The organism is Erythrobacter sanguineus (genome assembly GCF_900143235.1).
GTDB classification, from domain to species: Bacteria; Pseudomonadota; Alphaproteobacteria; order Sphingomonadales; family Sphingomonadaceae; genus Erythrobacter; species Erythrobacter sanguineus.
In genome coordinates this window covers 142,729-165,925 of the sequence record NZ_FRDF01000001.1, presented here as the reverse complement: position 1 = coordinate 165,925, position 23,197 = coordinate 142,729, and the positions used below count along the sequence as shown (strand labels likewise).

At 64.4% G+C, this 23,197-nt stretch carries 22 protein-coding genes and 1 tRNA gene; 10 read left to right on the top strand and 13 right to left on the bottom strand.

From position 1 onward, the window contains the following. Positions 1 to 26: 26 nt before the first annotated feature. The 5 genes from BUA05_RS00765 to BUA05_RS00745 all read left to right on the top strand — a co-directional run bounded on the left by BUA05_RS00765 (position 27) and on the right by BUA05_RS00745 (position 5,354). The gene (locus BUA05_RS00765; protein WP_072672862.1) at positions 27 to 938 is read left to right on the top strand and encodes a ribonuclease E/G; all 912 of its coding nucleotides are present in this window, start codon (positions 27 to 29) and stop codon (positions 936 to 938) included. Beyond that, entirely contained in the window at positions 935 to 1,123 is a 189-nt protein-coding gene (locus tag BUA05_RS00760; RefSeq protein WP_072672754.1) for a DNA gyrase inhibitor YacG, read from the top strand. Before BUA05_RS00765 ends, BUA05_RS00760 begins: the two co-directional genes overlap by 4 nt. 130 nt (positions 1,124 to 1,253) lie before the next feature. Further along, positions 1,254 to 1,328, top strand: a tRNA-Phe gene (locus BUA05_RS00755). 39 nt (positions 1,329 to 1,367) lie between these two features. Beyond that, positions 1,368 to 2,171: a phosphoribosylaminoimidazolesuccinocarboxamide synthase gene (purC, locus tag BUA05_RS00750; RefSeq protein WP_072672753.1), complete on the top strand. Its 804-nt coding sequence runs from the start codon at positions 1,368 to 1,370 to the stop codon at positions 2,169 to 2,171. A gap of 330 nt (positions 2,172 to 2,501) precedes the next feature. After that, a complete protein-coding gene (locus BUA05_RS00745; protein WP_072672752.1) occupies positions 2,502 to 5,354 on the top strand; it encodes a M16 family metallopeptidase in 2,853 nt (950 codons plus the stop codon). A gap of 110 nt (positions 5,355 to 5,464) precedes the next feature. Here the strand turns inward: BUA05_RS00745 and BUA05_RS00740 are convergent, their stop codons facing one another. Further along, positions 5,465 to 5,767 carry a hypothetical protein gene (locus BUA05_RS00740; RefSeq protein WP_072672751.1) on the bottom strand — a complete coding sequence of 101 codons (303 nt, stop codon included), beginning with the start codon at positions 5,765 to 5,767 and terminating at the stop codon, positions 5,465 to 5,467. Between the two features lie 99 nt (positions 5,768 to 5,866). Between BUA05_RS00740 and purS the strand changes: the two genes are divergently transcribed. Both purS and purQ read left to right on the top strand, forming a co-directional pair. Then, positions 5,867 to 6,106, top strand: coding sequence for a phosphoribosylformylglycinamidine synthase subunit PurS (purS, locus tag BUA05_RS00735; RefSeq protein ID WP_072672750.1), 240 nt, complete (start codon positions 5,867 to 5,869; stop codon positions 6,104 to 6,106). Beyond that, positions 6,106 to 6,810 carry a phosphoribosylformylglycinamidine synthase subunit PurQ gene (gene purQ / locus BUA05_RS00730; RefSeq protein ID WP_072672749.1) on the top strand — a complete coding sequence of 235 codons (705 nt, stop codon included), beginning with the start codon at positions 6,106 to 6,108 and terminating at the stop codon, positions 6,808 to 6,810. The genes purS and purQ overlap by 1 nt, the downstream gene beginning before the upstream one ends. A gap of 11 nt (positions 6,811 to 6,821) precedes the next feature. Here purQ and BUA05_RS00725 read toward each other — a convergent pair whose 3' ends face one another. The 3 genes from BUA05_RS00725 to BUA05_RS00715 all read right to left on the bottom strand — a co-directional run bounded on the left by BUA05_RS00725 (position 6,822) and on the right by BUA05_RS00715 (position 12,042). Beyond that, positions 6,822 to 9,089: a putative bifunctional diguanylate cyclase/phosphodiesterase gene (locus BUA05_RS00725; RefSeq protein ID WP_084662401.1), complete on the bottom strand. Its 2,268-nt coding sequence runs from the start codon at positions 9,087 to 9,089 to the stop codon at positions 6,822 to 6,824. A 174-nt stretch (positions 9,090 to 9,263) separates the two neighbouring features. After that, positions 9,264 to 11,099 (bottom strand): glutamine--fructose-6-phosphate transaminase (isomerizing), encoded by a 1,836-nt coding sequence (gene glmS / locus BUA05_RS00720; RefSeq protein WP_072672747.1) that lies wholly within the window; start codon positions 11,097 to 11,099, stop codon positions 9,264 to 9,266. 43 nt (positions 11,100 to 11,142) lie between these two features. Further along, positions 11,143 to 12,042, bottom strand: coding sequence for a DMT family transporter (locus BUA05_RS00715; RefSeq protein ID WP_072672861.1), 900 nt, complete (start codon positions 12,040 to 12,042; stop codon positions 11,143 to 11,145). A gap of 283 nt (positions 12,043 to 12,325) precedes the next feature. Here BUA05_RS00715 and BUA05_RS00710 point away from each other — a divergent pair, with 283 nt between their 5' ends. Next, on the top strand, positions 12,326 to 13,861 hold the full coding sequence (locus BUA05_RS00710) for a TadA family conjugal transfer-associated ATPase (protein WP_086616474.1): 1,536 nt from the start codon (positions 12,326 to 12,328) through the stop codon (positions 13,859 to 13,861). Between the two features lie 226 nt (positions 13,862 to 14,087). Here the strand turns inward: BUA05_RS00710 and BUA05_RS00705 are convergent, their stop codons facing one another. Next, the gene (locus BUA05_RS00705) at positions 14,088 to 14,330 is read right to left on the bottom strand and encodes a hypothetical protein (protein ID WP_072672746.1); all 243 of its coding nucleotides are present in this window, start codon (positions 14,328 to 14,330) and stop codon (positions 14,088 to 14,090) included. A gap of 65 nt (positions 14,331 to 14,395) precedes the next feature. On the opposite strand from BUA05_RS00705, the gene BUA05_RS00700 reads away from it, so the two are divergent. Beyond that, positions 14,396 to 15,319: a DMT family transporter gene (locus tag BUA05_RS00700; RefSeq protein WP_072672745.1), complete on the top strand. Its 924-nt coding sequence runs from the start codon at positions 14,396 to 14,398 to the stop codon at positions 15,317 to 15,319. Between the two features lie 46 nt (positions 15,320 to 15,365). After that, positions 15,366 to 15,497: an Entericidin EcnA/B family protein gene (locus BUA05_RS00695; RefSeq protein ID WP_072672744.1), complete on the top strand. Its 132-nt coding sequence runs from the start codon at positions 15,366 to 15,368 to the stop codon at positions 15,495 to 15,497. Between the two features lie 18 nt (positions 15,498 to 15,515). On the opposite strand, the gene BUA05_RS00690 is transcribed toward BUA05_RS00695, so the two are convergent. From BUA05_RS00690 to BUA05_RS00655, 8 genes are all read right to left on the bottom strand, one after another. Continuing rightward, a complete protein-coding gene (locus BUA05_RS00690) occupies positions 15,516 to 16,115 on the bottom strand; it encodes a DUF938 domain-containing protein (protein WP_072672743.1) in 600 nt (199 codons plus the stop codon). A 13-nt stretch (positions 16,116 to 16,128) separates the two neighbouring features. Next, positions 16,129 to 17,694: a long-chain-fatty-acid--CoA ligase gene (locus tag BUA05_RS00685; RefSeq protein WP_072672742.1), complete on the bottom strand. Its 1,566-nt coding sequence runs from the start codon at positions 17,692 to 17,694 to the stop codon at positions 16,129 to 16,131. Positions 17,695 to 17,768: 74 nt separating this feature from the next. Next, positions 17,769 to 18,221, bottom strand: a complete 453-nt coding sequence (locus BUA05_RS00680) for an ABA4-like family protein (RefSeq protein ID WP_072672741.1) — start codon at positions 18,219 to 18,221, stop codon at positions 17,769 to 17,771. Next, positions 18,218 to 18,934 (bottom strand): NAD(P)H-binding protein, encoded by a 717-nt coding sequence (locus BUA05_RS00675; RefSeq protein WP_072672859.1) that lies wholly within the window; start codon positions 18,932 to 18,934, stop codon positions 18,218 to 18,220. The genes BUA05_RS00680 and BUA05_RS00675 overlap by 4 nt, the downstream gene beginning before the upstream one ends. Continuing rightward, positions 18,927 to 20,093: a deoxyguanosinetriphosphate triphosphohydrolase gene (locus tag BUA05_RS00670; RefSeq protein WP_072672740.1), complete on the bottom strand. Its 1,167-nt coding sequence runs from the start codon at positions 20,091 to 20,093 to the stop codon at positions 18,927 to 18,929. Before BUA05_RS00670 ends, BUA05_RS00675 begins: the two co-directional genes overlap by 8 nt. 304 nt (positions 20,094 to 20,397) lie before the next feature. Beyond that, positions 20,398 to 21,102: an aspartate/glutamate racemase family protein gene (locus BUA05_RS00665; RefSeq protein ID WP_072672739.1), complete on the bottom strand. Its 705-nt coding sequence runs from the start codon at positions 21,100 to 21,102 to the stop codon at positions 20,398 to 20,400. Positions 21,103 to 21,190: 88 nt separating this feature from the next. Continuing rightward, on the bottom strand, positions 21,191 to 22,189 hold the full coding sequence (locus tag BUA05_RS00660) for an alpha/beta fold hydrolase (protein ID WP_072672738.1): 999 nt from the start codon (positions 22,187 to 22,189) through the stop codon (positions 21,191 to 21,193). Then, on the bottom strand, positions 22,189 to 23,193 hold the full coding sequence (locus BUA05_RS00655; protein WP_072672737.1) for an SO2930 family diheme c-type cytochrome: 1,005 nt from the start codon (positions 23,191 to 23,193) through the stop codon (positions 22,189 to 22,191). Before BUA05_RS00655 ends, BUA05_RS00660 begins: the two co-directional genes overlap by 1 nt. Between the last annotated feature and the right edge of the window lie 4 nt (positions 23,194 to 23,197).

Genomic DNA, 23,197 nt, shown 5'->3' with positions numbered 1-23,197 from the left:
GGATTGCCGAAACCCGCGCGCTGCTGATGGGCGGCGAACAGGTGCTGGCGGCACGGATCTATTGGCCGGGCGAACTGCGCGCAGGCGAACATCGGCGCGCCAGACTTATCTCCAAACTCGCCGGGACGCGGCGCGGCGTGGCATTGCTAGATGATGGCACCGAGGCGCTGGTCGATCATCTGCCACCTGGCGTGACCGAGGGGCAGACGATCGCGGTGGTGATCACCCGAGCCGCGCTGGCCGAGCGCGGGCGGCTGAAGCGGGCGCAGGCACGCGTCGCCAGCACGGATGCCCCCGTCGCGGCCCCACCGCTGCCCGAAGGCCGCGTGGTCCAGCGTTTTCCCGCAGGATCGTGGGATGAAGTGTGGCATGCAGCATCTTCGGCCAGTCTCGATTTTCCGGGCGGCGAAATTCTCCTCAGCGTCACCCCTGCAATGACCGTGATCGATATTGACGGGGTCGGCTCCCCGCGCGACGTCGCACTGGCCGCCGTCCCTGGAATCGCGCGGGCGCTGCGGTGGTTCGACCTTGGCGGGAATATCGGGATCGACTTTCCCACGCTGGCCGCCAAGGCGGATCGCCGTGCGGTGGACGAGGCATTGGAGGCAGCGCTGGCCGGCTGGCCGCATGAACGCACCGCGATGAACGGTTTCGGCTTTGTCCAGCTGGTTGCGCGGGCGCTGGGCCCCTCGCTGCTGCATCGCTTCGCGACCGCCCGGCTGGGGGCGGCAACGCGCATGGCGTTGAGGCGTGCCGAGTTGGCAGCCGCTGGCGGCACAGGCAGGACCTTGCTGCTGACGGTCCATCCGGCGCTCAAGGCGAAGATCAAGCAGCCGTGGCTGGCCGAGCTGTCGCGCCGGACGGGGCGCGCGCTGGAGGTTGCCGTCGATCCGGCCCTTGCCATCGAGGCCGCACATGCCCAGCTATTGCAGGCATGACCCGATCTGTTCCCAAACCCTGCCCGATCTGCCGCAAGCCGCGCCACAGCGATCACCATCCCTTCTGCTCGCAGCGGTGCCGCGACCGCGACCTTGCCCGCTGGTTTTCCGATTCCTACGCCGTCCCCGGCCCGCCTGCCGAACCCGAGGACCTGGCGCAGGAGAACTGGCGCGAGCAGGATTGAAAGCCGCCCGGGCCTTATCCGTGCCAGCCTGCGCAAAAGCCTCTTGCCAAGCGCCCCCCGCTTCGCCATAGGCGCGCACTCATTTGCTCGCCGGGGCAGCGTTTGATGCTGACCCGCCGCTGCAGCGAATGCCCGGGTAGCTCAGGGGTAGAGCAGCGGATTGAAAATCCGCGTGTCGGTGGTTCAAATCCGCCCCCGGGCACCATTCGCTGTTTGCACGGGCCGAGCTGGGAGTTGCGTTATCATGTCCCGCCGCACCAAGATCTACGAAGGCAAGGCCAAGATCCTTTACGAAGGGCCCGAACCCGGCACGATCATCCAGTATTTCAAAGATGATGCGACCGCCTTCAACGCCGAGAAGAAAGGCACGATCGCCGGCAAGGGCGTGATCAACAACCGCATCAGCGAACACGTGTTCACACGGCTCGCGCATATCGGCATCCCCACCCATTTCATCCGTCGCCTCAACATGCGCGAGCAGCTGGTCCGGCAGGTCGAAATCATCCCGATCGAAGTGGTGCTGCGCAATGTTGCGGCCGGATCTCTGTCGAAACGCCTCGGGATCGAGGAAGGCGAGCCGCTGCCCCACACCCTGATCGAATATTATTACAAGGACGATGCACTGGGCGATCCGCTGGTGGCCGAGGAACACATCGCCTGCTTCAACTGGTGCAGCCACGAGGAAATGCACGACATTTCCTCGATGGCGATCCGGATCAACGATTTCCTGTGCGGGATGTTCGCCGCGATCGATATCCGGCTGGTCGATTTCAAACTCGAATTCGGGCGGCTTTACGATGGCGATTACAGCCGCGTGATCCTGGCCGACGAAATCAGCCCCGATGGCTGCCGCCTGTGGGACATGGCCACCGGCGAAAAGCTCGACAAGGATCGCTTCCGCCGCGATCTCGGCGGCGAGGAAGAGGCCTATCGCGAAGTCGCGCGCCGGCTGGGCCTCCTCAACGGTGAGGATAATGGCCCGGGTGAGGTGTTCGACCTGTCGCACGCCCGCAGCCGCCTGCGCGGCCCCCCGCCCCTGAAGAAGTAACGAGGCGCGGAAAATCGCGCCTTTTCCGCGCCGCTCATCCTCGCATAATCTGACAAGCCCCGCGGGTGTTGCCGCGAAATAACCGTGCCCAAGGTGGTGATTCCGGACAATATCGGGCAGCCGCGGGGCGCGCTGCGGACAGGTCCGGCAATGTTCGAAATTGACTGGACGGGCCCCGCCCCACCCTGCCAGCCGACATGCGGACAACAAGCGGGCAAGCGACGATCGACACGGCCGCGAAATCAAGGGGCTGACACGGCGGGACTTTGCGCTAGTCTGCCCGCTTCCATGCCTTTGCGACCGGTTGCCTCTCCTCCGATAATCACAGGTTTGCGCGCTCTTGCGGCAGGCTTTCTGCTGGCGTTGTGCCCCCTTGCACTGACCGCACAGGATCGCCCGGTTGTCGAGGCGAGCACGGAGATATCCCGCGCGGCCCCGGCCTGGGCGTTCGACGTCAGCGATGTTCCGGTCGACCAAGGCTACACCTTTGGCCAGCTCGACAACGGGCTGCGCTATATCATCCGCCGCAATGCCACGCCTGAAGGGACGGCGCTGGTGCGGATGCGGATCGGCTCAGGGAGCCTTGAGGAGCGCGACGACGAACGCGGGCTTGCACATTTTCTCGAACATATGGCCTTCAACGGTTCGACCGGCATTCCCGAGGGCGAGATGATCAAGCTGCTCGAACGCGAGGGGCTGGCCTTCGGGGCGGACACCAATGCCTCGACCGGGTTCGAAAGCATCACCTACATGCTCAACCTCCCGCGCAATGACGAAGCGCTGCTCGATACCGCGCTGATGCTGATGCGCGAGACTGCGAGCGAACTTACCATCGCGCAAGGCGCGGTGGAGCGTGAGCGCGGCGTGATCCTTGCCGAACGGCGCGACCGGGCAGGCTTCCAGCAGCGCAATTTCGAGGACAATGTCGCCTTCCTCGCTCCCGGCGCGCGTTATGGCGAGCGCCTGCCGATCGGGACGCTCGACGTGCTGGAGAGCGCCGGTGCCGAACAGATCAGAGGCCTCTATGCGCGCACCTACACCCCCGCCAACGCCGTGCTGGTGGTGGTCGGCGATTACCCGGTCGAAGTCGTCGAAGCCGCCATTGCGCAGCACTTTGCCGACTGGGCGCCCGCCCCTGCCCCGCCGCAACCCGCCGCCGGGCCGATCGACGTCACCCGCAAGGGATTGACCGACATCTATCTCGACCCGGCGCTGGCAGAGGAAGTCACGATCTCGCGCCTGTCGGCGTGGCGCGACCAGCCCGATACCATTGCCAACCGCGATGCCGCGCTGGTGGAGCGGATCGGTTATGGCATCATCAACCGCCGCCTTGCGCGCCTTGCCCGCGGCGCTGACGCACCTTTTCGCGGGGCGAGCTTCGGCACCGGAGACCTGTTCGAGGATGCGCGCATCACCAGCCTCACCGTACGCGCCGCCGATGGCGAGTGGAAGCCGGGCATGCTCGCGGCAATGCGCGAGATCAATGCGGCGCTGGCCTATGGCTTCACCCGCGCCGAGGTGGACGAACAGCTGGCCAACCTGCGCACCGCCTATGAAAACGCGGTTGAAGGGGCCGAGACCCGCAGCCATGCCGTGTTCGTCGGCGGGGCACTGGCGCTGGCGAGCGACGAGCGGGTGCCGGCCACGCCGCAATGGCAACTGGCGCAGTTCGAACGGGTGGCCGCAACCCTGACGCCCGGGGCGGCGTGGGATGCGGTCAAGGCGGATGCTGTCCCGCTCGAAGATCCGCTGATCCGGTTTGAAGGCCGCACCGCACCTGTAGGCGGAGAGGCAGCCCTGCGCGCCGCCCTTGCCGAAGCGATGGCGCTGCCCATTGCTCCGCCCGCGGATAACGGCCCGCAGACCTTTGCCTATGACGATTTCGGCGCGCCGGGCGCGATCATCTCGGATATGCGCGAACCCCGGCTTGGCCTGCGGCTGATCCGCTTTGCCAATGGGGTTCGCCTGACCTTGAAGCCAACCACCATCCGCGAGGATCGCATCGCCTTCACGCTTGCAGTCGATGGCGGTGATCTGATGAATTCCGCCGAGGCGCCCCTGCGGGTGGCGTTGACGGATTCGCTCGCGCTGGGCGGGCTCGGGCGACATAGTCAGGACGAACTTTCAAGCGTGCTGGCCGGGCGCAGCGTCGGTTTCAGCCTGTCGAGCGCGGCCGATGCCTTCACCACCTCTGGCAACACCACCACCCGCGACCTTGCGCTGCAGATGCAGGTGCTGGCCGCATTGCTGAGCGATCCGGGCTATCGTCCGGAAGGTGAGGAGCGCTTCCGCAAGGGGATCGAGAATTACTTCGCCACGCTTGATGCGACCCCGGCCCGCGCGCTTGGCACGGCGCTGGGCGGGATCCTGTCGGACAATGACCCGCGCTTCACGCTCCAGCCCAAAGAAGCGTTCCTCGCGCTTGATTATGCGGGCTTGCGCGAAGCGATCGGCGACCGGCTGACAGGCGGCGCTGCCGAACTCGCGCTGGCGGGTGATTTCGACGAGGATGAGGCGATTGCCGCGGTTGCCGCGACATTGGGCGCGCTCCCGGTTCGCGAACCCGAATTCAACCCGCGCGAGGCGGCCCGCAACCGCCGTTTCACCGCAACCCGCGGCCAGCGCGTGCTCACCCATCAGGGCGAGGCCGATCAGGCGCTGCTGCGCTGGGTCTGGCCAACCACCGACGACCGCGATCAGGCGGAAACCTTGCGTCTCGCCCTGCTGGCCCGGGTGGTGCGGATCGCGCTGACCGAAAAGCTGCGCGAGGAACTGGGACAGGCCTATTCGCCCTCTGCCAGCGCATCGAACAGCCGCCATTATCGCGATTTCGGGACCTTCAGCCTTGGCGTGTCGGTCGATGTCGCACAGGTCGAGGCCGCCCGCGCGGCGGTGGAAGATGTGCTTTCCGAACTGCGTGCCGCGCCGCCCAGCGCCGACCTGATCGAACGGGCGCGCCGCCCGCTGCTCGAAAACTATGACAATGCGCTCAAGGACCTGGGGGGCTGGATCAGCCTTGCCGCACGCGCGCAGAGCGATCCCGCACGGCTCGACCGCTGGTTTGCCGCGCCCGATCTGATCCGCGCGGCAACCCCTGAAGACCTGCAAGCCGCTGCGGCAAGGTGGCTCGCCGAAGGCGCTGCCGTGGAGGTGATGGTGGTGCCCGCAGCCAACGCCGATTAGGCCGTTGCAGGCACGGGAAGACCGGCAGGATCACCCCTGCCGGTTGTCCGATTGCGCATTCCCTCAACAGGGACGGCGCGATCAGTAACTGATCCCGAAGGATACCCCGATCACGCCCGGTTCGTTGACGAAGGCGGTGTTGTTGTTGAAATCGGCCACGCCCAGCACATTGTCTTCATTGGTGATATTGCGGGCAATGGCGGCGATTTCCTACTCGGCTTGCCAGCGATATAACCCACGCGAAGACCGCCGGTGACACGCGGGCTTTCGGTCAATGCGCAGCTGACCTGACCGAACAGCGCCCAGGCTTCGTTGGTGTGGTTGACCGTGACCGGCGGCGGGAAATCGAAACTGACGGTGGTGACATCGAAATCGCTGTCGAAATAGAAGCCGCGCGCGGTGCCGCGCGTCACGGCGTGAACAACCGGCAGGCTTGCGATTGCACCTTGGCGCGCGCGCGCTATATCGGCGGCAGATTTCGTCCCGGCCAGCCCTGCGAGGAACCATTGCCCATGAAAGTTCGCGTCCTTGTCCGTTTGAAGCCCGGCGTGCTCGATCCGCAGGGCCGTGCGGTGCATCATGCGCTTGAAGGCCTCGGCTTTGCCGGGGTCGAGGATGTGCGGATCGGGCGGATGATCGAACTCGACGTGGCCGATGGCACCGATCCTGCGACGCTGACCGAAATGTGCGAAAAACTGCTCGCCAACACCGTGATCGAGAATTTCACCATCGAGACCGGGGACAACATCTGATGGCCTTCCCGGCGAATGGCTTCAGGGCCGCCGTGGTCACCTTCCCCGGCTCGAATTGCGACCGCGACATGGCTGCCGCGCTTGAGGCCGTGTCGGGACAACCCGCGGTCAGGGTATGGCACGGCGATGCCGATCTGCCCGAACGGCTCGATTTGATCGCCCTGCCCGGCGGCTTTTCCTATGGCGATTACCTGCGTTCAGGCGCGATGGCCGCGATGAGCCCGATCATGCGCGCGGTGGCTGCTGCTGCGGCACGCGGCGTGCCGGTGCTGGGCGTGTGCAACGGCTTTCAGGTTCTGACCGAGGCACGGCTGCTGCCCGGCGCACTGATGCGCAATGCCGACCAGCGCTTCATCTGCCGCACCGTCACGCTCAAGGTCGAGAACACCAGTTCGCTGTTCACCAATGGCTTTGCGGCGGGTGAGAGCCTGCGCATTCCGGTGGCGCATCACGATGGCAACTATTTTGCCGATGCCGAAACGCTTGACCGGCTCGAGGGCGAAGGCCGGATCGCGTTCCGCTATGCCGAGACCTGCAATGGTTCGGCGCGCGATATTGCCGGTGTCCTGAGCGACAATGGCCGGATTCTGGGCATGATGCCGCACCCCGAGCGCGCGATCGAACCGGCGGCTGTGGCATCGCTTGGCGGGGCCGACGGCCGGCGCCTTTTCGAAAACATCCTCTCAGCGCTTGCGAGCGCCTGAGAAGACGCGCGTCAGGCGCGGCGCTGCGCCAGTCCCGGAAACAACTGCCGGGCATCATGGCTCGCCATCGGGCGGCCGAAATAATAGCCCTGGATCTTGTCGCATCCCAGATTGCGGATCAGTTCGGCTTCCTCGGCGGTTTCCACCCCTTCAGCCGTAGTGGTCATATTCAGGCTGTTCGCCATCGCCACCACCGCGTTGATGATGGCAAGGCTTTCCGCGCTGCCCTGAGCTGCACCCTGCACGAAGGTGCGATCGACCTTGATCGTCGAGAACCGCAGCTTGCGGATGTATCCTAGCGAGGAATAGCCGGTTCCAAAATCGTCAAGCGCGACGGAACAACCCAGCGCCATCACCTGTTCGAGCGCGTTGCGCGCAACGCTGGCATCGCGCAGGAAGATGCTTTCGGTCACTTCCACTTCGAGCCGTTCGGGCCTGAGACCGCTCGCCGCCAAGGCCTCAACCACCTCCTGATGGAAACCTGGCTCAAGCAGCTGCTCGGGCGAGACGTTGACATTGACCTTGATGTGGTCAGGCCAGTTGCGCGCTTCCTCGCAGGCCTTGCGCATCACCCACTTGCCGATCGGCACGATCAGGCGGGTATCTTCTGCCAGCGGAATGAACTTGCCGGGGCTCACGAAGCCGTGATCGGCGCTGTTCCAGCGCACCAGCGCCTCGAAACCGACCACACTTTCACTGCGGGCATCGACCACGGGCTGGTAATGCAGCTCCATTTCGTCTCGGCCCAACGCCTTGCGCAGCGCCACCTCAAGCTGGCGGCGTTCCTCGGCCGAGGCGTGGAGCACAGGCTCGAACTGGCAGTGCTCGGCCCCGCCGGTATCCTTGGCGCGGTAGAGCGCGAGGTCCGCGTTGCGCATCAGTTCCTCAACCGATTTGCCATCGCGCGGGCCCATGGCCGAACCCACACTGGCCCCGACATAAAGCGTGTGTTGATCGACCTGATAGGGCTCCGACAGACGGTCGATCACGCGCTTCGCAAGCTGGTTCATTTCGTCGGCTTTTTGCAGATCGCGAATGACGATGGCGAACTCGTCACCACCCAGACGCCCGCACATCTGGTTCTCCTCCATCAGCGATTGCAACCTGGCTGAAACCTGCGCCAGCAGCTTGTCGCCGGTCATGTGCCCGAGCGAATCATTGACCGACTTGAACCGGTCGAGATCGACCATCAACAGCGCGCAGCGCGAACGCCATTGCGCGGCATAGCGCAGCGCCTCGCCCAGCGCTTCGGTCAGCTGGAGGCGGTTGGGCAACTGGGTCAGCGTATCATAGCGCGCAAGGTAGGCGATCTTTTCCGACGACTTGCGCTGTTCGGTAACGTCGGAACCGACCCCGCGGAAACCGGTGAAACGCCCATGTTCATCGCGCATCGGTGTGCCCGACAATTCCCACCAGCGTTCCTCGCCAAGGATCGAGACCTGCACTGGCATGTTCGAGAAGTTTTCGCGGTTCTTGAGCTGCTCGGCAAGGTCGTGCAGGCTCTGCGGAAACTGGCCACTCGCCCAGCTCCGGCCGGCAACCAGTTCAAGCAACGGCATGCCCTCAACTTCGACCTGCGGCCGTCCCAGCGCAAAGGCGAAGCGCGGGCTGACTGATCGTAGCCGGCGGGTGACATCGATTTCCCACAGCCAGTCGGCCTCGTTCTCCTCGAATTCGCGCAGCAGCAGCGAAACGACCTGTTCCTTTTCGGCGATGGTTGCCTCGGCAAGCCGCGCGGTCAGGAAGTTGCGGCCCATCTCGATCGTCCCGAGCAGCGCCACGATGACAAACAGCAGGGTTGCAACCATGGCAAACCAGGCACCGGCAAAGGCGAGTTGGATCATCGTGCAGGCGCCAAGGATGATCAGGAAGAAGACAATCCCGATCGGCGCGGCGGTGTAGAAAAACACCGACGCCGCGCAAAGGATCGCGATGACCAGCAGCATCGCCATCAGGTCGGCCAGATTGCCGAAGAAAGGGAAGGTCAGAACAGCGCCGCCCCAGACCAGACCGGACAGCACCGCAGTCAGGGACTGCTGGCGCAACTCCGTACGGGTAATCCGGCATCGGTTGATATCAGCAAGCGTGAGATTGAGCCGCGTACTGCGCCATTGCAACGCAGCCAGCAGCACGGCCCACAGGCCAAATCCGATCAGCCCGACCTTGCCTAGGTAGATCTGGGCCACGAACACCGCAAGGATGGCGTTCGCGATGGCCCGATAGAGCGACAGCTTGGCCGTCGCTGCCAATTGCAGCCCGCGCAGCCGTGCCCAGTCCATGTCGCCCTTGTCCGACAGACCAAGCACGACAGAAACAGGCAGATCGGCCGACAGCAGGCTGGCAGAAGAGGTGGACGGTTCGGTCACCCGTTCGGCGTTAACCGTCAAAGGTTAGGTTGCGGTAAATTCCCGCGGGCTGCACGCCGAAGCGATAGTTAACCGCTTGTCCCGCGTTTACTCGACAGTCACCGACTTGGCGAGGTTGCGCGGCTGGTCGACATCGGTGCCCTTCACCACCGCCACATGATAGGCGAGCAATTGCACGGGGATAGCATAGACCAGCGGCACGATCAGCGGGTGAACCACCGGCATTTCGATGGTGGCAATGCAGCCTTCGCCGGCCTCTTCCAGCCCCTTGGCATCGGAAATCAGCACCACCTGCCCGCCGCGCGCGCGCACTTCCTCCATGTTGGAAACGGTCTTTTCGAACAACGGCCCCGATGGGGCGATCACCACCACCGGCACTGATTCGTCGATCAGAGCGATCGGCCCGTGCTTCATTTCACCCGCGGCATAGCCTTCGGCATGGATATAGCTGATTTCCTTGAGCTTCAACGCGCCTTCCAGCGCCAGCGGATAATCCTGCCCGCGCCCGAGATAAAGCACATCACGCGCCGGAGCGATAAGGTGGGCCATGGCGGCAATGTCGTCATCATGGTCGAGCGCTGCATTCAGTGCGGCGGGCGCTTCTAGCAGGTGGCGCACGATGTCCGCCTCCTGATCGCGGGTGAGTCGGCCCTTCTTGACCGCCATATGCGCGGCCAGCGCGGCCAGCACCGCCAGCTGGCAGGTGAACGCCTTGGTCGAGGCGACGCCGATTTCCGGCCCGGCATGGGTCGGCAGCAACAGATCGGCCTCGCGCGCCATGGTGCTGGTCGGCACGTTGACCACCACTGCGATAGTCTGCCCGTGCGCCTTGCAATGGCGCAGCGCGGCGAGCGTATCGGCGGTTTCCCCACTCTGCGAAATGAACAGAGCAAGGCCACCTTCTTCCAGCACCGGTTCGCGGTAGCGGAATTCCGAAGCGACATCGATATCCACCGGCACGCGGGCGAATTGTTCAAACCAGTATTTCGCCACCATCCCGGCATAGAAGGAGGTGCCGCAGGCAACGATCGTCAGGCGGCGCACCTGCGACAGGTCGACCTCCATCTGCGGCAGTGCCACCGAATTATCCGAACGGCGCAGATAGGAGGCGAGGGTCTGCGCCACGACGGTCGGCTGCTCGTAGATTTCCTTCTGCATGAAGTGGCGGTAACTGCCCTTCTCCACCGCCGCCGCCGAAGCGCCCGAGGCGCGGATTTCGCGGGTAACTCGCTGGTTCTCGACGTCGTAGATCTGCGCGCTGTCGCGCGCGACAACGACCCAGTCGCCTTCTTCGAGATAGGCGATGCGCTGAGTCAGGGGGGCGAGTGCCAGAGCATCGGAACCCAGATACATCTCGGCCTCCTCGCCTTCGGGGCCATAGCCCAGCACCAGCGGCGAACCAAGCCGCGCGCCGATCAACAGATCAGGATGCCGGCGAAAGGCGATGGCCAGCGCGAAGGCTCCGCGCAGTCGGGGCAGCACCTCGCGCACGGCTTCGACCGGGTCGGCACCGCGCTCGATTTCGGCGGAGATCAGGTGGGCGACCACCTCGCTGTCGGTCTCGCTTTCGAACACGCGGCCATGCGCGGCCAGTTCGGCGCGCAATTCCCTGAAATTCTCGATGATGCCGTTGTGGACGATCGCGACCTCGCCGGTCGCGTGCGGATGGGCATTGGCCGCGGTCGGGGCGCCATGCGTGGCCCAGCGGGTGTGCGCGATGCCAACAGTGCCGAGCGCCGGATCGGCATCAAGCACGCGGGCGAGATTGGAAAGCTTGCCTTCGGCCCGGCGCCGCACCAGCGCGCCTTCATGCAATGTGCAGATCCCGGCGCTGTCATAACCGCGATATTCCATGCGCCTGAGGCCGTCGACCAGCCGTTCGGCGACACTGGTGCTACCCACGATACCGATTATGCCGCACATTGCCTGCCTGTCCTTCCTTTCGGCCCGCCGACCGCTCTAGCCATTAGCGGTTGATCGGCAAGGCCCCGCGTGCGCTACCGTGCCAAAGATAGAGCCCGGCAGAAATAATCAGCCCGGCCCCGGCAAGGGTGTAGAGATCGGGCCGGTCATCGAACCACCACCAGCCCAGGGTGATCGCGACCAGCATCTGCACATAGATCGCCGGGGCAACCTGCGCCGCGCCAGCCTTGGTGGTGCCGATATAGGCAAGCCAGTGCGCGGAGCTGGCGGTAACCGCAACCACCGTGCAACGCGCTGCCACATCCCATGTCGGCCAACCGAAATCGAACGCCGGGATCCCCGACAGCTTGGCCGCTGCCGCGCCCGCAATCAGAATCGGCGCGCAGAAACCGGCGATGAAAACCTGCGCCGAAAGCGCGCTGCCCAGCCCGGCGCTGGCGCGGTTGGCGACCATCATCAGCGCAAAGAACAGCGCCGAATTGAGCGGCAGCAGGGCGACAAGACCAAGCTCTGCCAGATTGGGCCGCAGCACGATGGCCACGCCCGCAAGCGCGACCAGCGACGCCAGCCAGACGCGGCGCTCGACCCGCTCGCCCAGCAGCAGCCCGGCCAGCATCTGGGTCAGCACCGGCGCAAGAAATCCGATCGCCATGGCCTCGGCCAGCGGCATCAGGTAGATCGCCGAAAAGAAGCTGACCGAAGCCACTGCCAGACATACCCCGCGTGCCGCCTGCAGCCACGGCCGCACCGGCACAAAGGCATGCAGGCCCTCGGTTCTGAAAAGCAGCAGCGAAAGCCCCGCAGCGCCGATGGTGAAACGCAAGGCCGCGACGGCAAAGGCGGGCCAGGCGCCAGCCATCGACTTGACCACCGCATCCCCGACAGAAAGAATGGCAAATCCGGTGACGGCATAGGCCAGTCCGGCGCGGCGCTGATCAGTCATGCCCATCCGCCTAGAGCGTTCTGGAGCCGGATGGAATCACCCGTTAACCCTGAAAACGCGGTAAATCAGAATTCTGGAGCAGTTGATCCAATACCATCGGATTGCAAACCGCCCCAGAAGCGCCGGGCCTACCCGCGCAATACCCTTCACCATTCACGAGAGCGCCCGCGCGGCCTTAGGGAAAAAATAAGCTTTCCTGCCTATTCACCATTTTTCGGAAGACACCCTTCGCAAGAATGGCGGAAGGGGGACAGAACATGATGACAAGCCTCGGGGGCTGGGAATGAGCGCATTCGGCAAAAAGGGCAATGCTGGCGGAATGAAGCCCGGCAGCAGGCCAGCCTTCGGGGTCGCAAGGCCGATGAAGGGGGCTGGCAGCGCCTCGTCCGGCGGTCAGCGCGGTGGGGAGCAGTTTCCGCCGATCCCGGGCGAGCCGGCCAAAGCCGCACCGGTCCCATCACCCGCCCCAAGCCGTCCGACCACAAGTGCCGAGGCGATCGACCGTCTGAACGAGCGCATGGCCTCGGTCAACGACGGCAATTCCGAAGTCGGCGGGTTCGAAGCGAGCGTCCACAAGATCAAGGAACAGGTGCTGCCGCGCCTGCTCGAACGGGTCGATCCCGAAGCGGCGGCAACGCTGTCCAAGGAGGAACTCTCCGAGGAATTCCGCCCGATCATCATGGAAGTGCTGGCCGAACTGAAGGTCACATTGAACCGGCGCGAACAATTCGCGCTGGAAAAGGTGCTGATCGACGAGTTGCTCGGCTTCGGCCCGCTCGAAGAATTGCTCAACGATCCCGACGTGTCCGATATCATGGTCAACGGCCCGGATCAGACCTACATCGAAAAGAAGGGCAAGCTGACCCTCGCCCCGATCCGCTTCCGCGACGAACAGCACCTGTTCCAGATCGCCCAGCGGATCGTAAACCAGGTCGGCCGCCGCGTCGACCAGACCACGCCGCTGGCCGACGCCCGCTTGAAGGACGGTTCGCGTGTGAACGTGATCGTCCCGCCGCTGTCGCTGCGCGGCACCGCGATCTCGATTCGTAAGTTTTCCGAAAAGCCCATCACGCTCGACATGCTGCGCGATTTCGGGTCGATGTCGGACAAGATGTGCACCGCGCTGAAGATCGCAGGCGCATGCCGGATGAATGTCGTCATTTCGGGCGGTACGGGTTCGGGTAAAACCACCATGCTCAACGCCCTGTCGAAGATGATCGACCCGGGTGAGCGCGTGCTGACCATCGAAGACGCGGCGGAACTTCGCCTGCAACAGCCGCACTGGCTGCCGCTCGAAACCCGCCCGCCGAACCTTGAAGGGCAAGGCGCGATCACCATCGGCGACCTTGTGAAGAACGCCCTGCGTATGCGTCCTGACCGCATCATCCTGGGCGAAATTCGCGGCGCGGAATGTTTCGACCTTCTGGCCGCGATGAACACCGGTCACGATGGGTCGATGTGTACGCTCCACGCCAACTCCCCGCGCGAATGCCTTGGCCGTATGGAAAACATGATCCTGATGGGCGACATCAAGATCCCCAAGGAAGCCATCAGCCGCCAGATCGCCGAATCGGTCGATCTGATCGTGCAGGTCAAGCGTCTGCGCGATGGTTCGCGCCGCACCACCAACATCACCGAGGTGATCGGGATGGAAGGCGACGTGATCGTGACGCAGGAATTGTTCAAGTTCGAATATCTGGACGAGAGCGAAGACGGCAAGATCCTCGGCGAATTCCGCTCATCGGGTCTGCGCCCCTACACGCTCGAAAAGGCCCGGCAATTCGGGTTTGATCAGGCGTATCTTGAGGCCTGCCTCTGACGAGGCAGACGGGATCGGCCTAACCGGCCGGCGGCCAGTCGGCCTTGCGAACCCTGCGGGTTCGTTCTGGAGGCCTGCCTCTGACGAGGCAGACGGGATCGGCCTAACCGGCCGGCGGCCCTGCAGGTGTGCTTCGCACGTCTGCGCCTTCGGCTTCGACTCCGGCCTTGCGAACCCTGCGGGTTCGTTTTTGAGGCCTGCCTCTGACGAGGCAGGAGCACGAAACTCAAAGGCTCCCCAGCACCACCGGCAGGCTCATCGCCAGCATCCCGCCGCCGATGACTGCGCAAGCCATGAACAGGCCAAGCCACGGCACCCAGCCGACCTGTTCGAGCCGGGAAACATCGCGCCGCTTCATCCGGCGGCGCTCCATCACACCGGCAAAACCTGCGAACGCCCAGAACAGCCCGCCGGTAATCGCAAACTGTGCGGCATCACTGAGGAGCATAAAGCGGTCGAGGAGTTCCATCGCGCGCTGATGTAGGCGCCTTGCCCGCTTGCGCAATCCCCCGGCCTGCGCCAAGCCCCCGCGCGATGGATGGCTCGATCGCCCGCCCCCGCCCCTTGCTCGCGCTCGGCATCCGGTTGCTGACCGCGCTGGCGCTGGCGACGATGGCAATGCTGGTGAAGCTGGCCGGGGAACGCGGCGCGCATCTGGTTGAACTGATTTTCTGGCGGCAATTGCTCACCACCGGGCTGATCGCCGTTGGACTGGCGCTGACTGGCCGCCTCGCAATGCTGCGCACCACCAGACTTCCGGCCCATGCGCGGCGTGCGGCGACCGGTCTTGTCGGCATGCTGTTCACCTATGGCGCTGTGTTGCTGTTGCCGCTGGCCGAAGCGACCACGCTCTCCTTCACCGCGCCGATCTTTGCCGTGCTGATCGCGCTGTTGCTGTTCCGCGAGAAAATCGGGCCCTATCGCTGGGCGGCAGTCGTCATCGGCTTTGCCGGGGTGCTGGTGGTGATGCAGCCGGGCAATGGCACAGCCGAAGGCGTGACGCTGACCGGCGTGATCGTCGGCCTGATCGCCCCCCTCATGGTGGCGCTGATCAGCTTCCAGATCCAGGACTTGAACACCACCGAAACCCCGTGGAGCATCGTGTTCTGGTTCGCTGCATTGAGCACGCCGGTTGCTGCGCTCGCCCTGCCCTTCGTGATGGGCTCGCATGATGCAACCACCTGGGGCATCATCCTTGCCATGGCGCTGATGGGAGCCTGCGCGCAGATGCTGCTGACCACCTCGCTGCGGTTCGGTTCGGCGGCGGTTATCCTGCTGATGGATTACACCGCCCTGCTGTGGGCAAGTTTCTACGGCATCTACGTGTTCGATCGCGCCGCGCCAGCCAGTCTATGGCTGGGCGCACCATTGATCATTGCCGCAGGCTTGCTGATCGCCTGGCGCGAGCGGCAGCTTGCCAGACAACGAGCCACCGCTTCACGCGCTGGTCAGGAATAAATATCAATGCTCGTGCGTTGAAGGATTCGACAAGAGGACCACACCGATGATTCGCAAGACCTTGATCGCGGCCGCGCTCGCCGCACTCACCCTGACCGGCACTGCCTGCAACACGGTGGACGGGCTGGGAGATGACATCAAATCAGTCGGCCGGGCGGGCAAGCGCGCGATTGATTGATGGCGTGCAGGCGCCTTTCTAGCCCCGATAGACCAGCATGATGTTGTTGGCCGGCATGGCATGGCGTGCGCTGCGGTTCATGCCGTGGCTTGCCGCCAGCCTGTCCAGATCCTCGGCGGCCCGCAATCCCCAACGGGGGTCGCGAGACTTGAGACTGGCGTCGAAGTCGAGATTTGAAGGCGCAGTTTCCACGCCCCGCTCAAGATAGGGGCCATAAAGGATCAATGGCCCGCCGCTGCTGGCCAATAATCGGGCAGCGCCAGCGATCAGCCCCTCGGTCGCTTCCCATGGGCTGATATGCACCATGTTGATGCACAAAATGGCATCAGCCGCCGCCACGGCCCAACTGGCGGGTATCGCAGCATCAAGCAGCACCGGATCGGCGAGATTGCCTCCCGCGTAATCCGCGCGATAGGCCTTGATCGAGGCGAGCGCCTCTGGCGAAGGATCGCTAGGCTGCCAGTGCAGTGCGGGGAAGCTTTCGGCAAAATGGACGGCGTGCTCCCCCGTGCCGCTGGCAATTTCCAGCACCAGTCCCGCGCTCGGCAATTCGCGCGCCAGCGCCTCGGCAATCGGCTCGCGGTTGCGCAGGGTGGCGGGGGCGTGCTGCTTTGCCATCAGGACAATATCCTCACGAGATCTGCCGCTCCTGGCCTTCCCAATAGGGCGCGCGCAGTTCGCGGCGCAGGATCTTGCCGCTGGCATTGCGCGGCATCAGCGGGATGACATCGACGCTTTTGGGCGCCTTGAACGCCGCGATCCGCTCGCGCGCCCATGCGATGACGTCGGCGGCGTCAATCTCATGCCCCGGTTTGGCGACGACGCAGGCCTTAACCTCCTCGCCCCATTTGGCGCTGGGCACGCCGATGACAGCAACTTCGGCGATGGCGGGGTGGCCATAGATCGCGCTTTCAACCTCGGCGGGATAGACGTTCTCGCCGCCCGAAATGATCATGTCCTTGATCCGGTCCTGAATATAGACATAGCCGTCTTCGTCCATGATCCCGGCATCGCCGGTGTGCAGCCAGCCATCGGGATCGATGGTGCTGGCGGTGGCCTCGGGCAGTTTCCAGTAACCGGCGGTGTTGGACGGCGAAAGGATGCAGATTTCGCCGATCTCGCCGGTCGGCACCGGCTGGTTGTCAGGTCCGCGCACCTCGATCCTGACCCCCGGCACCGCCTTGCCCGCCGAGCGCATCCGCCGGTTGCCGCCGACATCGTGATCCTCGGGCGGCAACAACGACACGGTGCCGGTGGTTTCGGTCATGCCGTAAAGCTGGATAAAGCCGGTCGCCGGCATCATCTTGACCGCTTCCTTGAGCAGTTCGAGCGGCATCGGCGCAGCGCCATACATCAGATATTTGAGACGGCTGAAATCGGTCGTCGCCGCGCGCGGATGCTGCATCATGAACTGCACGGCGGCAGGCACCAGAAACAGCAGGGTCGTGCCTGCCTCGATCGCGGCGAGCGTGCCGTCGGGCGTGTATTCGGGCAGGACATGCACGGGGATGCCGTTCGCCACCGCAATCGGGCCGCTGCCGGTTCCGCCGATATGGGCAATCGGCATCGCGCCGAGCAGGCAGTCCTGCGCATCGAGTTTGTCCCACGGCATATTCGCCACGCGGCTGGCGCGGCGCAGGCTGAACAGGTTGCGGTTGGACAGCAACACGCCCTTGGGATTGCCGGTCGTGCCGGAGGTGTAGAGTTGCAGCACCGCCTCATCAGGATCGGGCTGTGCGAAGCTGGCAGCAGGCTCCATCCCTGCGGCCTCGGCAAAGGCCGCAGCCGCCTCGAACACCGCCGGGCCATTGTCGATCCCGGCTTCGACCGCCTGTGCCGCTGCGACGAAATCCTCGCCCGCGATCACCAGCTTCGATTCCGTATCGGCGAGGATATAGCCCACCTCGCGCGGGGCGAGGCGCCAGCCGACCGGCGCGATCACCGCGCCCATGCGCGCAGCGGCAAACAGCAGCAGGAAATAGCGGTCCGAATTCTTGCCATACCAGGCAAAGCGATCACCCCGACCAACGCCATGCGCTTGCAGAAAGGCGATCAACTGGCGGGTCAGCACCTCGGCCTGGGCATAGGTGGTGCGCCGCTCGCCTTCCACCAGCGCCAAGCCATCGGGGCGCTGCGCCGCCCAATGGCGCAGGAACTCATCGAAGGTGATATAATTGAGCACTGGCGTGCTTGCCATCGCGTCTCTCTCCCCGGCTGGCGTGTTTTAGGCGGGGAGACTAGCAGGGCGTCGGGCCTCGTCCAGCCGCGTTTTTAGCGAAACCGCCCTTGCCTGCGCGCGGCAGGTTCGCGCAGCAGCAACCACAACAGCAGGCCGAGCGGCCCGGCCATGAAGGTGGTCAGCAGGATCGGTGCCTGAATGAAGCGCGAAATATTCTTCGCATCGCCATCACGCGCGATCCACAGGCCCACGAACAGATCGAAGGCCAGATAATGGGTCCAGCCGATCGTCGCCCCGGCGCGGGTAGCAAAGATCGCCTGCACGCCTTCGATGCTGGTAAAGTCCGCCCCGCCGCCTTCGACATTCGGAATCAGGCCGCTCACCAAGCCGATCAAACCGGCGGCATAGATCAGACAGAGCAGGCCAACGCCCAGATACATCACGCCCGAAAGCAGTGCGGGCCAGCGCGGCAGCAGGATCAAGCCGGCCCATGCAATCAGCGCCAGCAGGTTGACCATGCTGAACAGGGCATCCCAGTCGATCATTCCGCGCTCTCCGTCTCGCGCACCCGCCGCCATTCACGCGCGGCACGGCGCATCGCCTCGTTGTCATGGGTAAACCGCCCGCCAGCCCGGCGCAACGCCAGACCCAGTGCGGCTTCGGCCACCAGCGCGGCATCGATCGAACGGAACCGCTCCCACGATCCCGACAGCAGCGGATCAACCAGCGGCGCAGCGATCAACGCGGCGCGCTCTGCCAGGCGCAGGTCGTTCTCCCGGCTCCCGCGCAGCAGGCCGGGATGCAGAATATCGAGCCGTTTGAACCCCACGCGCAAAACCGCGTCCTCCGCCTCGCCCTTGACGCGCATGTAGAGGCTTTTCGAACGCGCATCGGCCCCGGCAGCGCTGACCAGCACCATGTTCGGCACACCGGCGCGGTGCGCGGCCTGCGCTGTTGCCAGCACCAAATCGTGATCGACACCGCGAAACGCGGCTTCATCGCGCCCGGCCTTTTTCCAGGTGGTCCCAAGCGCACAGATCAGCGCGCGCGGGCGCACCGCTTCGAACACCTCGCCCCACTTGGCAGGATCGGCCACGAACATCTCCATCCGCGCACCCGGCGGCAGCGGCGCTTCGCGCCGGGCAACGCCGACGACCCGCGCCTCATCGCCCGCGCTGGCCAGTTCGATCACCTTGCCGCCGATCAGTCCGGTCGCACCAACCAGCGCGATGCGCACGGGGCCGCGGGTCTCAGACATTGACCAGTCCCGCCGGTCGTTCGCCATAGATCGCGCCGCAGGCCTGCATGGCGAAATGATCGCTCATCCCGGCGATGAAATCAGCGATCACTCTGGCGCGCTGGGGATCCTGCCCGGGCAGCCGCGCCTGCCAATCCTCGGGCATCAGCCGCGCATCTTGCGCATAGGCGGCAAACAGCCGGGCAACGACATCGCGGGCACGCTCGGCAGCGGACACCTGTTCGGGGTGGTAATAGAGCCGTTCATACATGAAGGCTTTGAGCCGCCGTTCCTGCGCCGCCATCGCGGGCGAAAATCCCGCAATCTGCCGCCCGGCCTCGCGCACCTCGGCAACCGCGCGAAGGCCGGCGGCCTGATCTCGCGTGTGTTCGAGCACGTCGTTCACCATCAATCCGATCTGATCGCGCACCATCTCGCGCAGCAAGCGATCGCGCGGGGCATGGGGAAAGCGTTTTTCGACCGCGCGCCACTGGTCCGCGACGAAATCAAGCGTCAGCAGGTCGTCAAGCTCAAGGAAGCCTGCACGCAGGCCATCGTCGATATCGTGGTTGTCATAGGCAATGTCGTCCGCCACCGCCGCCACCTGCGCCTCCAGCGAGGGCCAGGTGCCGAGCATCAGCGGAAACGCATCATCAAGCTCGGCCAGCGCCCAATTGGGAGCCACGACCGGCCCGTTGTGCTTGGCCAGCCCTTCGAGCAGGTCCCAGGTCAGGTTCAGCCCGTCATGTTCGGGATAGGGGCATTCGATCCGCATCACCGTGCGCAGCGCCTGGGCATTGTGGCAAAAGCCGCCGTGGCGCGCCATCGCCGCCGAAAGCGCCGCCTCGCCCGCATGGCCAAATGGCGGATGCCCAAGATCATGGGCAAGACACAGCGCCTCGGTCAGGTCTTCGTCCAGCCCGAGCGCGCGGGCGATCACCCGTCCGATCTGGGCGACTTCAAGGCTGTGGGTGAGGCGCGTCCGATAGTGGTCGCCCAGCGGCGAAATGAAGACCTGGGTCTTGGACTTCAGCCGCCGGAAGCTCATCGAATGGATGATGCGATCGCGATCACGCTGAAAGGCGCTGCGCGGCCCGCGCTGTTCGCCGCTCGTCTCACGGCCCCATTCACGCCCGCCATGGGCCTGCGGGTCGGCAGCATAGGGCGCGCGGAAAGTCACCCAAGCGCGATTAGGTCAGCATGCGCCGCGGCTCAACCGGAACAGATGCAAAACATCGGACAAATGCGCATAAACTGCGCGCGGACGCGGTCGCCGCCGGAACTTTATGGGGCCGCTTACCGGTGATTGGGGGGGGGAGGTAAGGCGGCCCCATGGGCCTGTCGGTGCGACCCGAAGACCCGGAACCTGCCTCACTCACGTTATGACAAATCCCACGGGCGCCCTTAGACGGCCCCGGACAAGGTTGCATCCCTTGCAAACAATTGCTGCGCCGGAATGTTTCGGTTAAGAGACGAAGTGGTGACTAATGCACCGCTTCTTGTTCAAGTATCCAGTTGGCCGCCGCCTCGCAATGGATGCGGGTGCTGTCGAACACCGGCAAGACGTTGGCATCCACATCGACCACCAGATCAAGCTCGGTGCAGGCCAGCACGATCGCCTCGGCCCCTTCCTGTGCCTTGTTGGTAATGATCGTCTTCAGGGTCCGCTGCGCCTCACGCGTGACCTTGCCGACCATCAACTCGTCATAGATGATCTTGTCGAGCATCTCGACGAACTCCATCCTTGGCGGCAGCAAATCGATGCCGTGGGCGACCAGCCGCTTGCGATAGAAACTTTCGGTCATCACGTTGCGGGTGCCGATCAGCGCGGCGCTTTTATGGCCTGCGCGCTTGATCGCGGTGCCGACATATTCGGCGATGTGCAGGATCGGGATGTTCACGCTCGCAGCGACATCATCATACAGCCGGTGCATCGAATTGGCACCGATGATCAAGCCTTCGGCCCCGGCACCTTCAAGCCGCCTTGCGCTGTCGACAAGCACGCTGGCCGCGCGCTGCCAGTCACGCTCCTCGACAAGGGCGTAAAGCTGGCAAAAATCCAGACTTTCGATCAGCAGCGGCGCACTGGCCATCGGCGCGGCGCGTTTCTGGACGATGCGGTTGATCCGATCGTAATACATCGCCGTCGACACCCAGCTCATGCCGCCGATGATCCCCAGTTTGCGCAAAGGCGTATCCTTCTAATTCATGTGCAGTTGCCAACGGATGTAGCGAGGAAGGGCGCGTTGCGTCCATAGGCCGCATATACGGCGCGTCTTACCGGGGGGGCGTATCATCGGTCAGACGGGCAAGCCAGGGCACAAGGTCGGCAAGCGTCTCCGCCACCGCCTCTTCCTGCGGCAGATGACCGATCGCGGGATAGACCACCAGCGTGCTGTCGGGCATTGTCTGATCCAGCCAGCGTCCGGCCTCGACCGGGATCAGGCGGTCTTCCTCGCCCCACAGGATCAGCGTCGGCACGGCAACCGCGGCAATTTCGGCTTTGGTCAGCGGGTCATAGGGCTGCGAGAAACGCTTCAGCGTGGCGCGGCGGTTGCCGGGATAGCGCAGCAGTTCCCAGTAACGGGTCACGGCTTGCTCGCTTGCCACCGATTTGACCGAAACCGATTGTTCAAGGCTCTGCGCTATCAGGCTGCGCGGCGTGATCTGTTCGACCAAGAGGTTGATCCCGGGCGTCTGGGCAATCGTGAAGCCGATATTGCCGCTGCCCCCGGATTTCTTCTTCGGTTCGGCAGCCTCCTTTTTGCCATCGAGCATCGGACCGCCGCTGCCATCGACCAGCACCAGGCCGCTGACACGTTCGGGATGGGCGACGGCAAAGGCCAGGGCATGCTTCCCGCCCATCGAATTGCCGCCGAGGATAAAGCTCTCCAGCCCCAGCGCATCGGCCACCTCGCGGATATCGGCGACATAATTGGCGCGGCTGTAATCATGCGCGGAATCAGGGCCGGTGAGCCCGTGGCCGACCTGATCGAAGCGGATGACGCGATAGTTCGCCTTGAGCGTCTGCACCCAGGGCTCCCACGTGTGCAGATCGGCGTTGGAGCCGTGCAGCAGCACAATGGCAGGCGCATCTTTGGGCCCCTCGTCGCGCAGATGCACCGTCACTCCATCGCCAATTTCGACGAATTGGGACGGCGGCCCGCCATATTTGGCACGCATTTCCGCAGCGTCAGTATCCGGAGTGCGGAAGATCAGGAACAGGACCACCACCAGCGCCAACAGCGCCAGAACCCCGCGAAAAACCCATTTCATTATTGCTGCATCTCCGCAATCCAGCGGCGCACCACCGCCACGCCTTCACGATCCACCGTTGATTTGCCCAGTTCGGGCATCGCGATCCCCGGTTCGGCCGAGTTCATGCGGTAAAGCAGGATCGATGTGTCGGGCTGACCGGGCAGCACCGAGAAATCATGTCCGCCAGCTCCACGCCCCGCCGCGACCGGGCGTTTCAGGATGCCAAGCGCATGGGGATCATCCTGTTCCCAGCGCAGATCGAGCCCGGAATTGGACGCGCCCCCGCCGGGCTGGTGGCAATGCGCGCAATTGACATCAAGATAGGCGCGGGCAAGCGGTGCGGCGGAGCCGGTAGCATGAGTGCTCCAGTCAGGCAGGCTGTCCGCACCATCCGGCATCTGGTCAAGCAGCCCCGCCTGCGCCATCTGCCCCAGCCATTCACCGGACAGGTTGCGGGCCTTGGGGCCAATCGGGATCACCTCGCCATCCTTGCTGTGGCAGGTCTTGCACTGGTTCTTGTTGGGGATGGCATAGGAAATCGTCTCACCCGCCGGGGTCAGCAGATCCATCCTGCCGCCCGCCAGTGCCAGCGTGGCATCGGTCTGATCGGCATTCCAGCGATAGGGCAATGCCACCCAGCCATCCGCGCGGTGCAGCAGCAAACGGGTCTCGATCAACCGGCGGCCCTCGCCTTCCCCAAATCCAAAGGTCTTGATGATTGCGCTGCCGACCGGGAATTGCAGCAGGCCGTCTCCATCGGCGATCAGCTGCGTGCCTTCGGGCAGATAGACAAACCGCAACTTCTCCGCTCCGTCCGACCATAGCGGGGTATTCAACGCATAGGGTGCAACCCCCGCCCCCGGCACCTGCCGCGCGCCATCGGCGAAAAAGCCGTAGTCGGACAGATTCTTCACCATGCCCGCCAGCACCGCCGCATCATCGACCCGCGCCGGGCCGCGCGCACCCGCGATCGAGGCGAGGAGCGCCGCCAGAGCAAGGGCGAGGAACGCGCCGTGTCTCATCAAT

Coding starts and splice junctions, on each gene's coding strand:
- BUA05_RS00710 (WP_086616474.1), top strand. CDS start 12,326: ATGAGCGCATTCGGCAAAAAGGGCAATGCTGGCGGAATGAAGCCCGGC.
- BUA05_RS00760 (WP_072672754.1), top strand. CDS start 935: ATGACCCGATCTGTTCCCAAACCCTGCCCGATCTGCCGCAAGCCGCGC.
- BUA05_RS00660 (WP_072672738.1), bottom strand. CDS start 22,189: ATGAAATGGGTTTTTCGCGGGGTTCTGGCGCTGTTGGCGCTGGTGGTG.
- purC (WP_072672753.1), top strand. CDS start 1,368: ATGTCCCGCCGCACCAAGATCTACGAAGGCAAGGCCAAGATCCTTTAC.
- purS (WP_072672750.1), top strand. CDS start 5,867: ATGAAAGTTCGCGTCCTTGTCCGTTTGAAGCCCGGCGTGCTCGATCCG.
- BUA05_RS00695 (WP_072672744.1), top strand. CDS start 15,366: ATGATTCGCAAGACCTTGATCGCGGCCGCGCTCGCCGCACTCACCCTG.
- BUA05_RS00725 (WP_084662401.1), bottom strand. CDS start 9,089: ATGGACTGGGCACGGCTGCGCGGGCTGCAATTGGCAGCGACGGCCAAG.
- BUA05_RS00765 (WP_072672862.1), top strand. CDS start 27: ATGGGCGGCGAACAGGTGCTGGCGGCACGGATCTATTGGCCGGGCGAA.
- purQ (WP_072672749.1), top strand. CDS start 6,106: ATGGCCTTCCCGGCGAATGGCTTCAGGGCCGCCGTGGTCACCTTCCCC.
- BUA05_RS00705 (WP_072672746.1), bottom strand. CDS start 14,330: ATGGAACTCCTCGACCGCTTTATGCTCCTCAGTGATGCCGCACAGTTT.
- BUA05_RS00685 (WP_072672742.1), bottom strand. CDS start 17,694: ATGGCAAGCACGCCAGTGCTCAATTATATCACCTTCGATGAGTTCCTG.
- BUA05_RS00690 (WP_072672743.1), bottom strand. CDS start 16,115: ATGGCAAAGCAGCACGCCCCCGCCACCCTGCGCAACCGCGAGCCGATT.
- BUA05_RS00680 (WP_072672741.1), bottom strand. CDS start 18,221: ATGATCGACTGGGATGCCCTGTTCAGCATGGTCAACCTGCTGGCGCTG.
- BUA05_RS00715 (WP_072672861.1), bottom strand. CDS start 12,042: ATGACTGATCAGCGCCGCGCCGGACTGGCCTATGCCGTCACCGGATTT.
- BUA05_RS00675 (WP_072672859.1), bottom strand. CDS start 18,934: ATGTCTGAGACCCGCGGCCCCGTGCGCATCGCGCTGGTTGGTGCGACC.
- BUA05_RS00655 (WP_072672737.1), bottom strand. CDS start 23,193: ATGAGACACGGCGCGTTCCTCGCCCTTGCTCTGGCGGCGCTCCTCGCC.
- glmS (WP_072672747.1), bottom strand. CDS start 11,099: ATGTGCGGCATAATCGGTATCGTGGGTAGCACCAGTGTCGCCGAACGG.
- BUA05_RS00700 (WP_072672745.1), top strand. CDS start 14,396: ATGGATGGCTCGATCGCCCGCCCCCGCCCCTTGCTCGCGCTCGGCATC.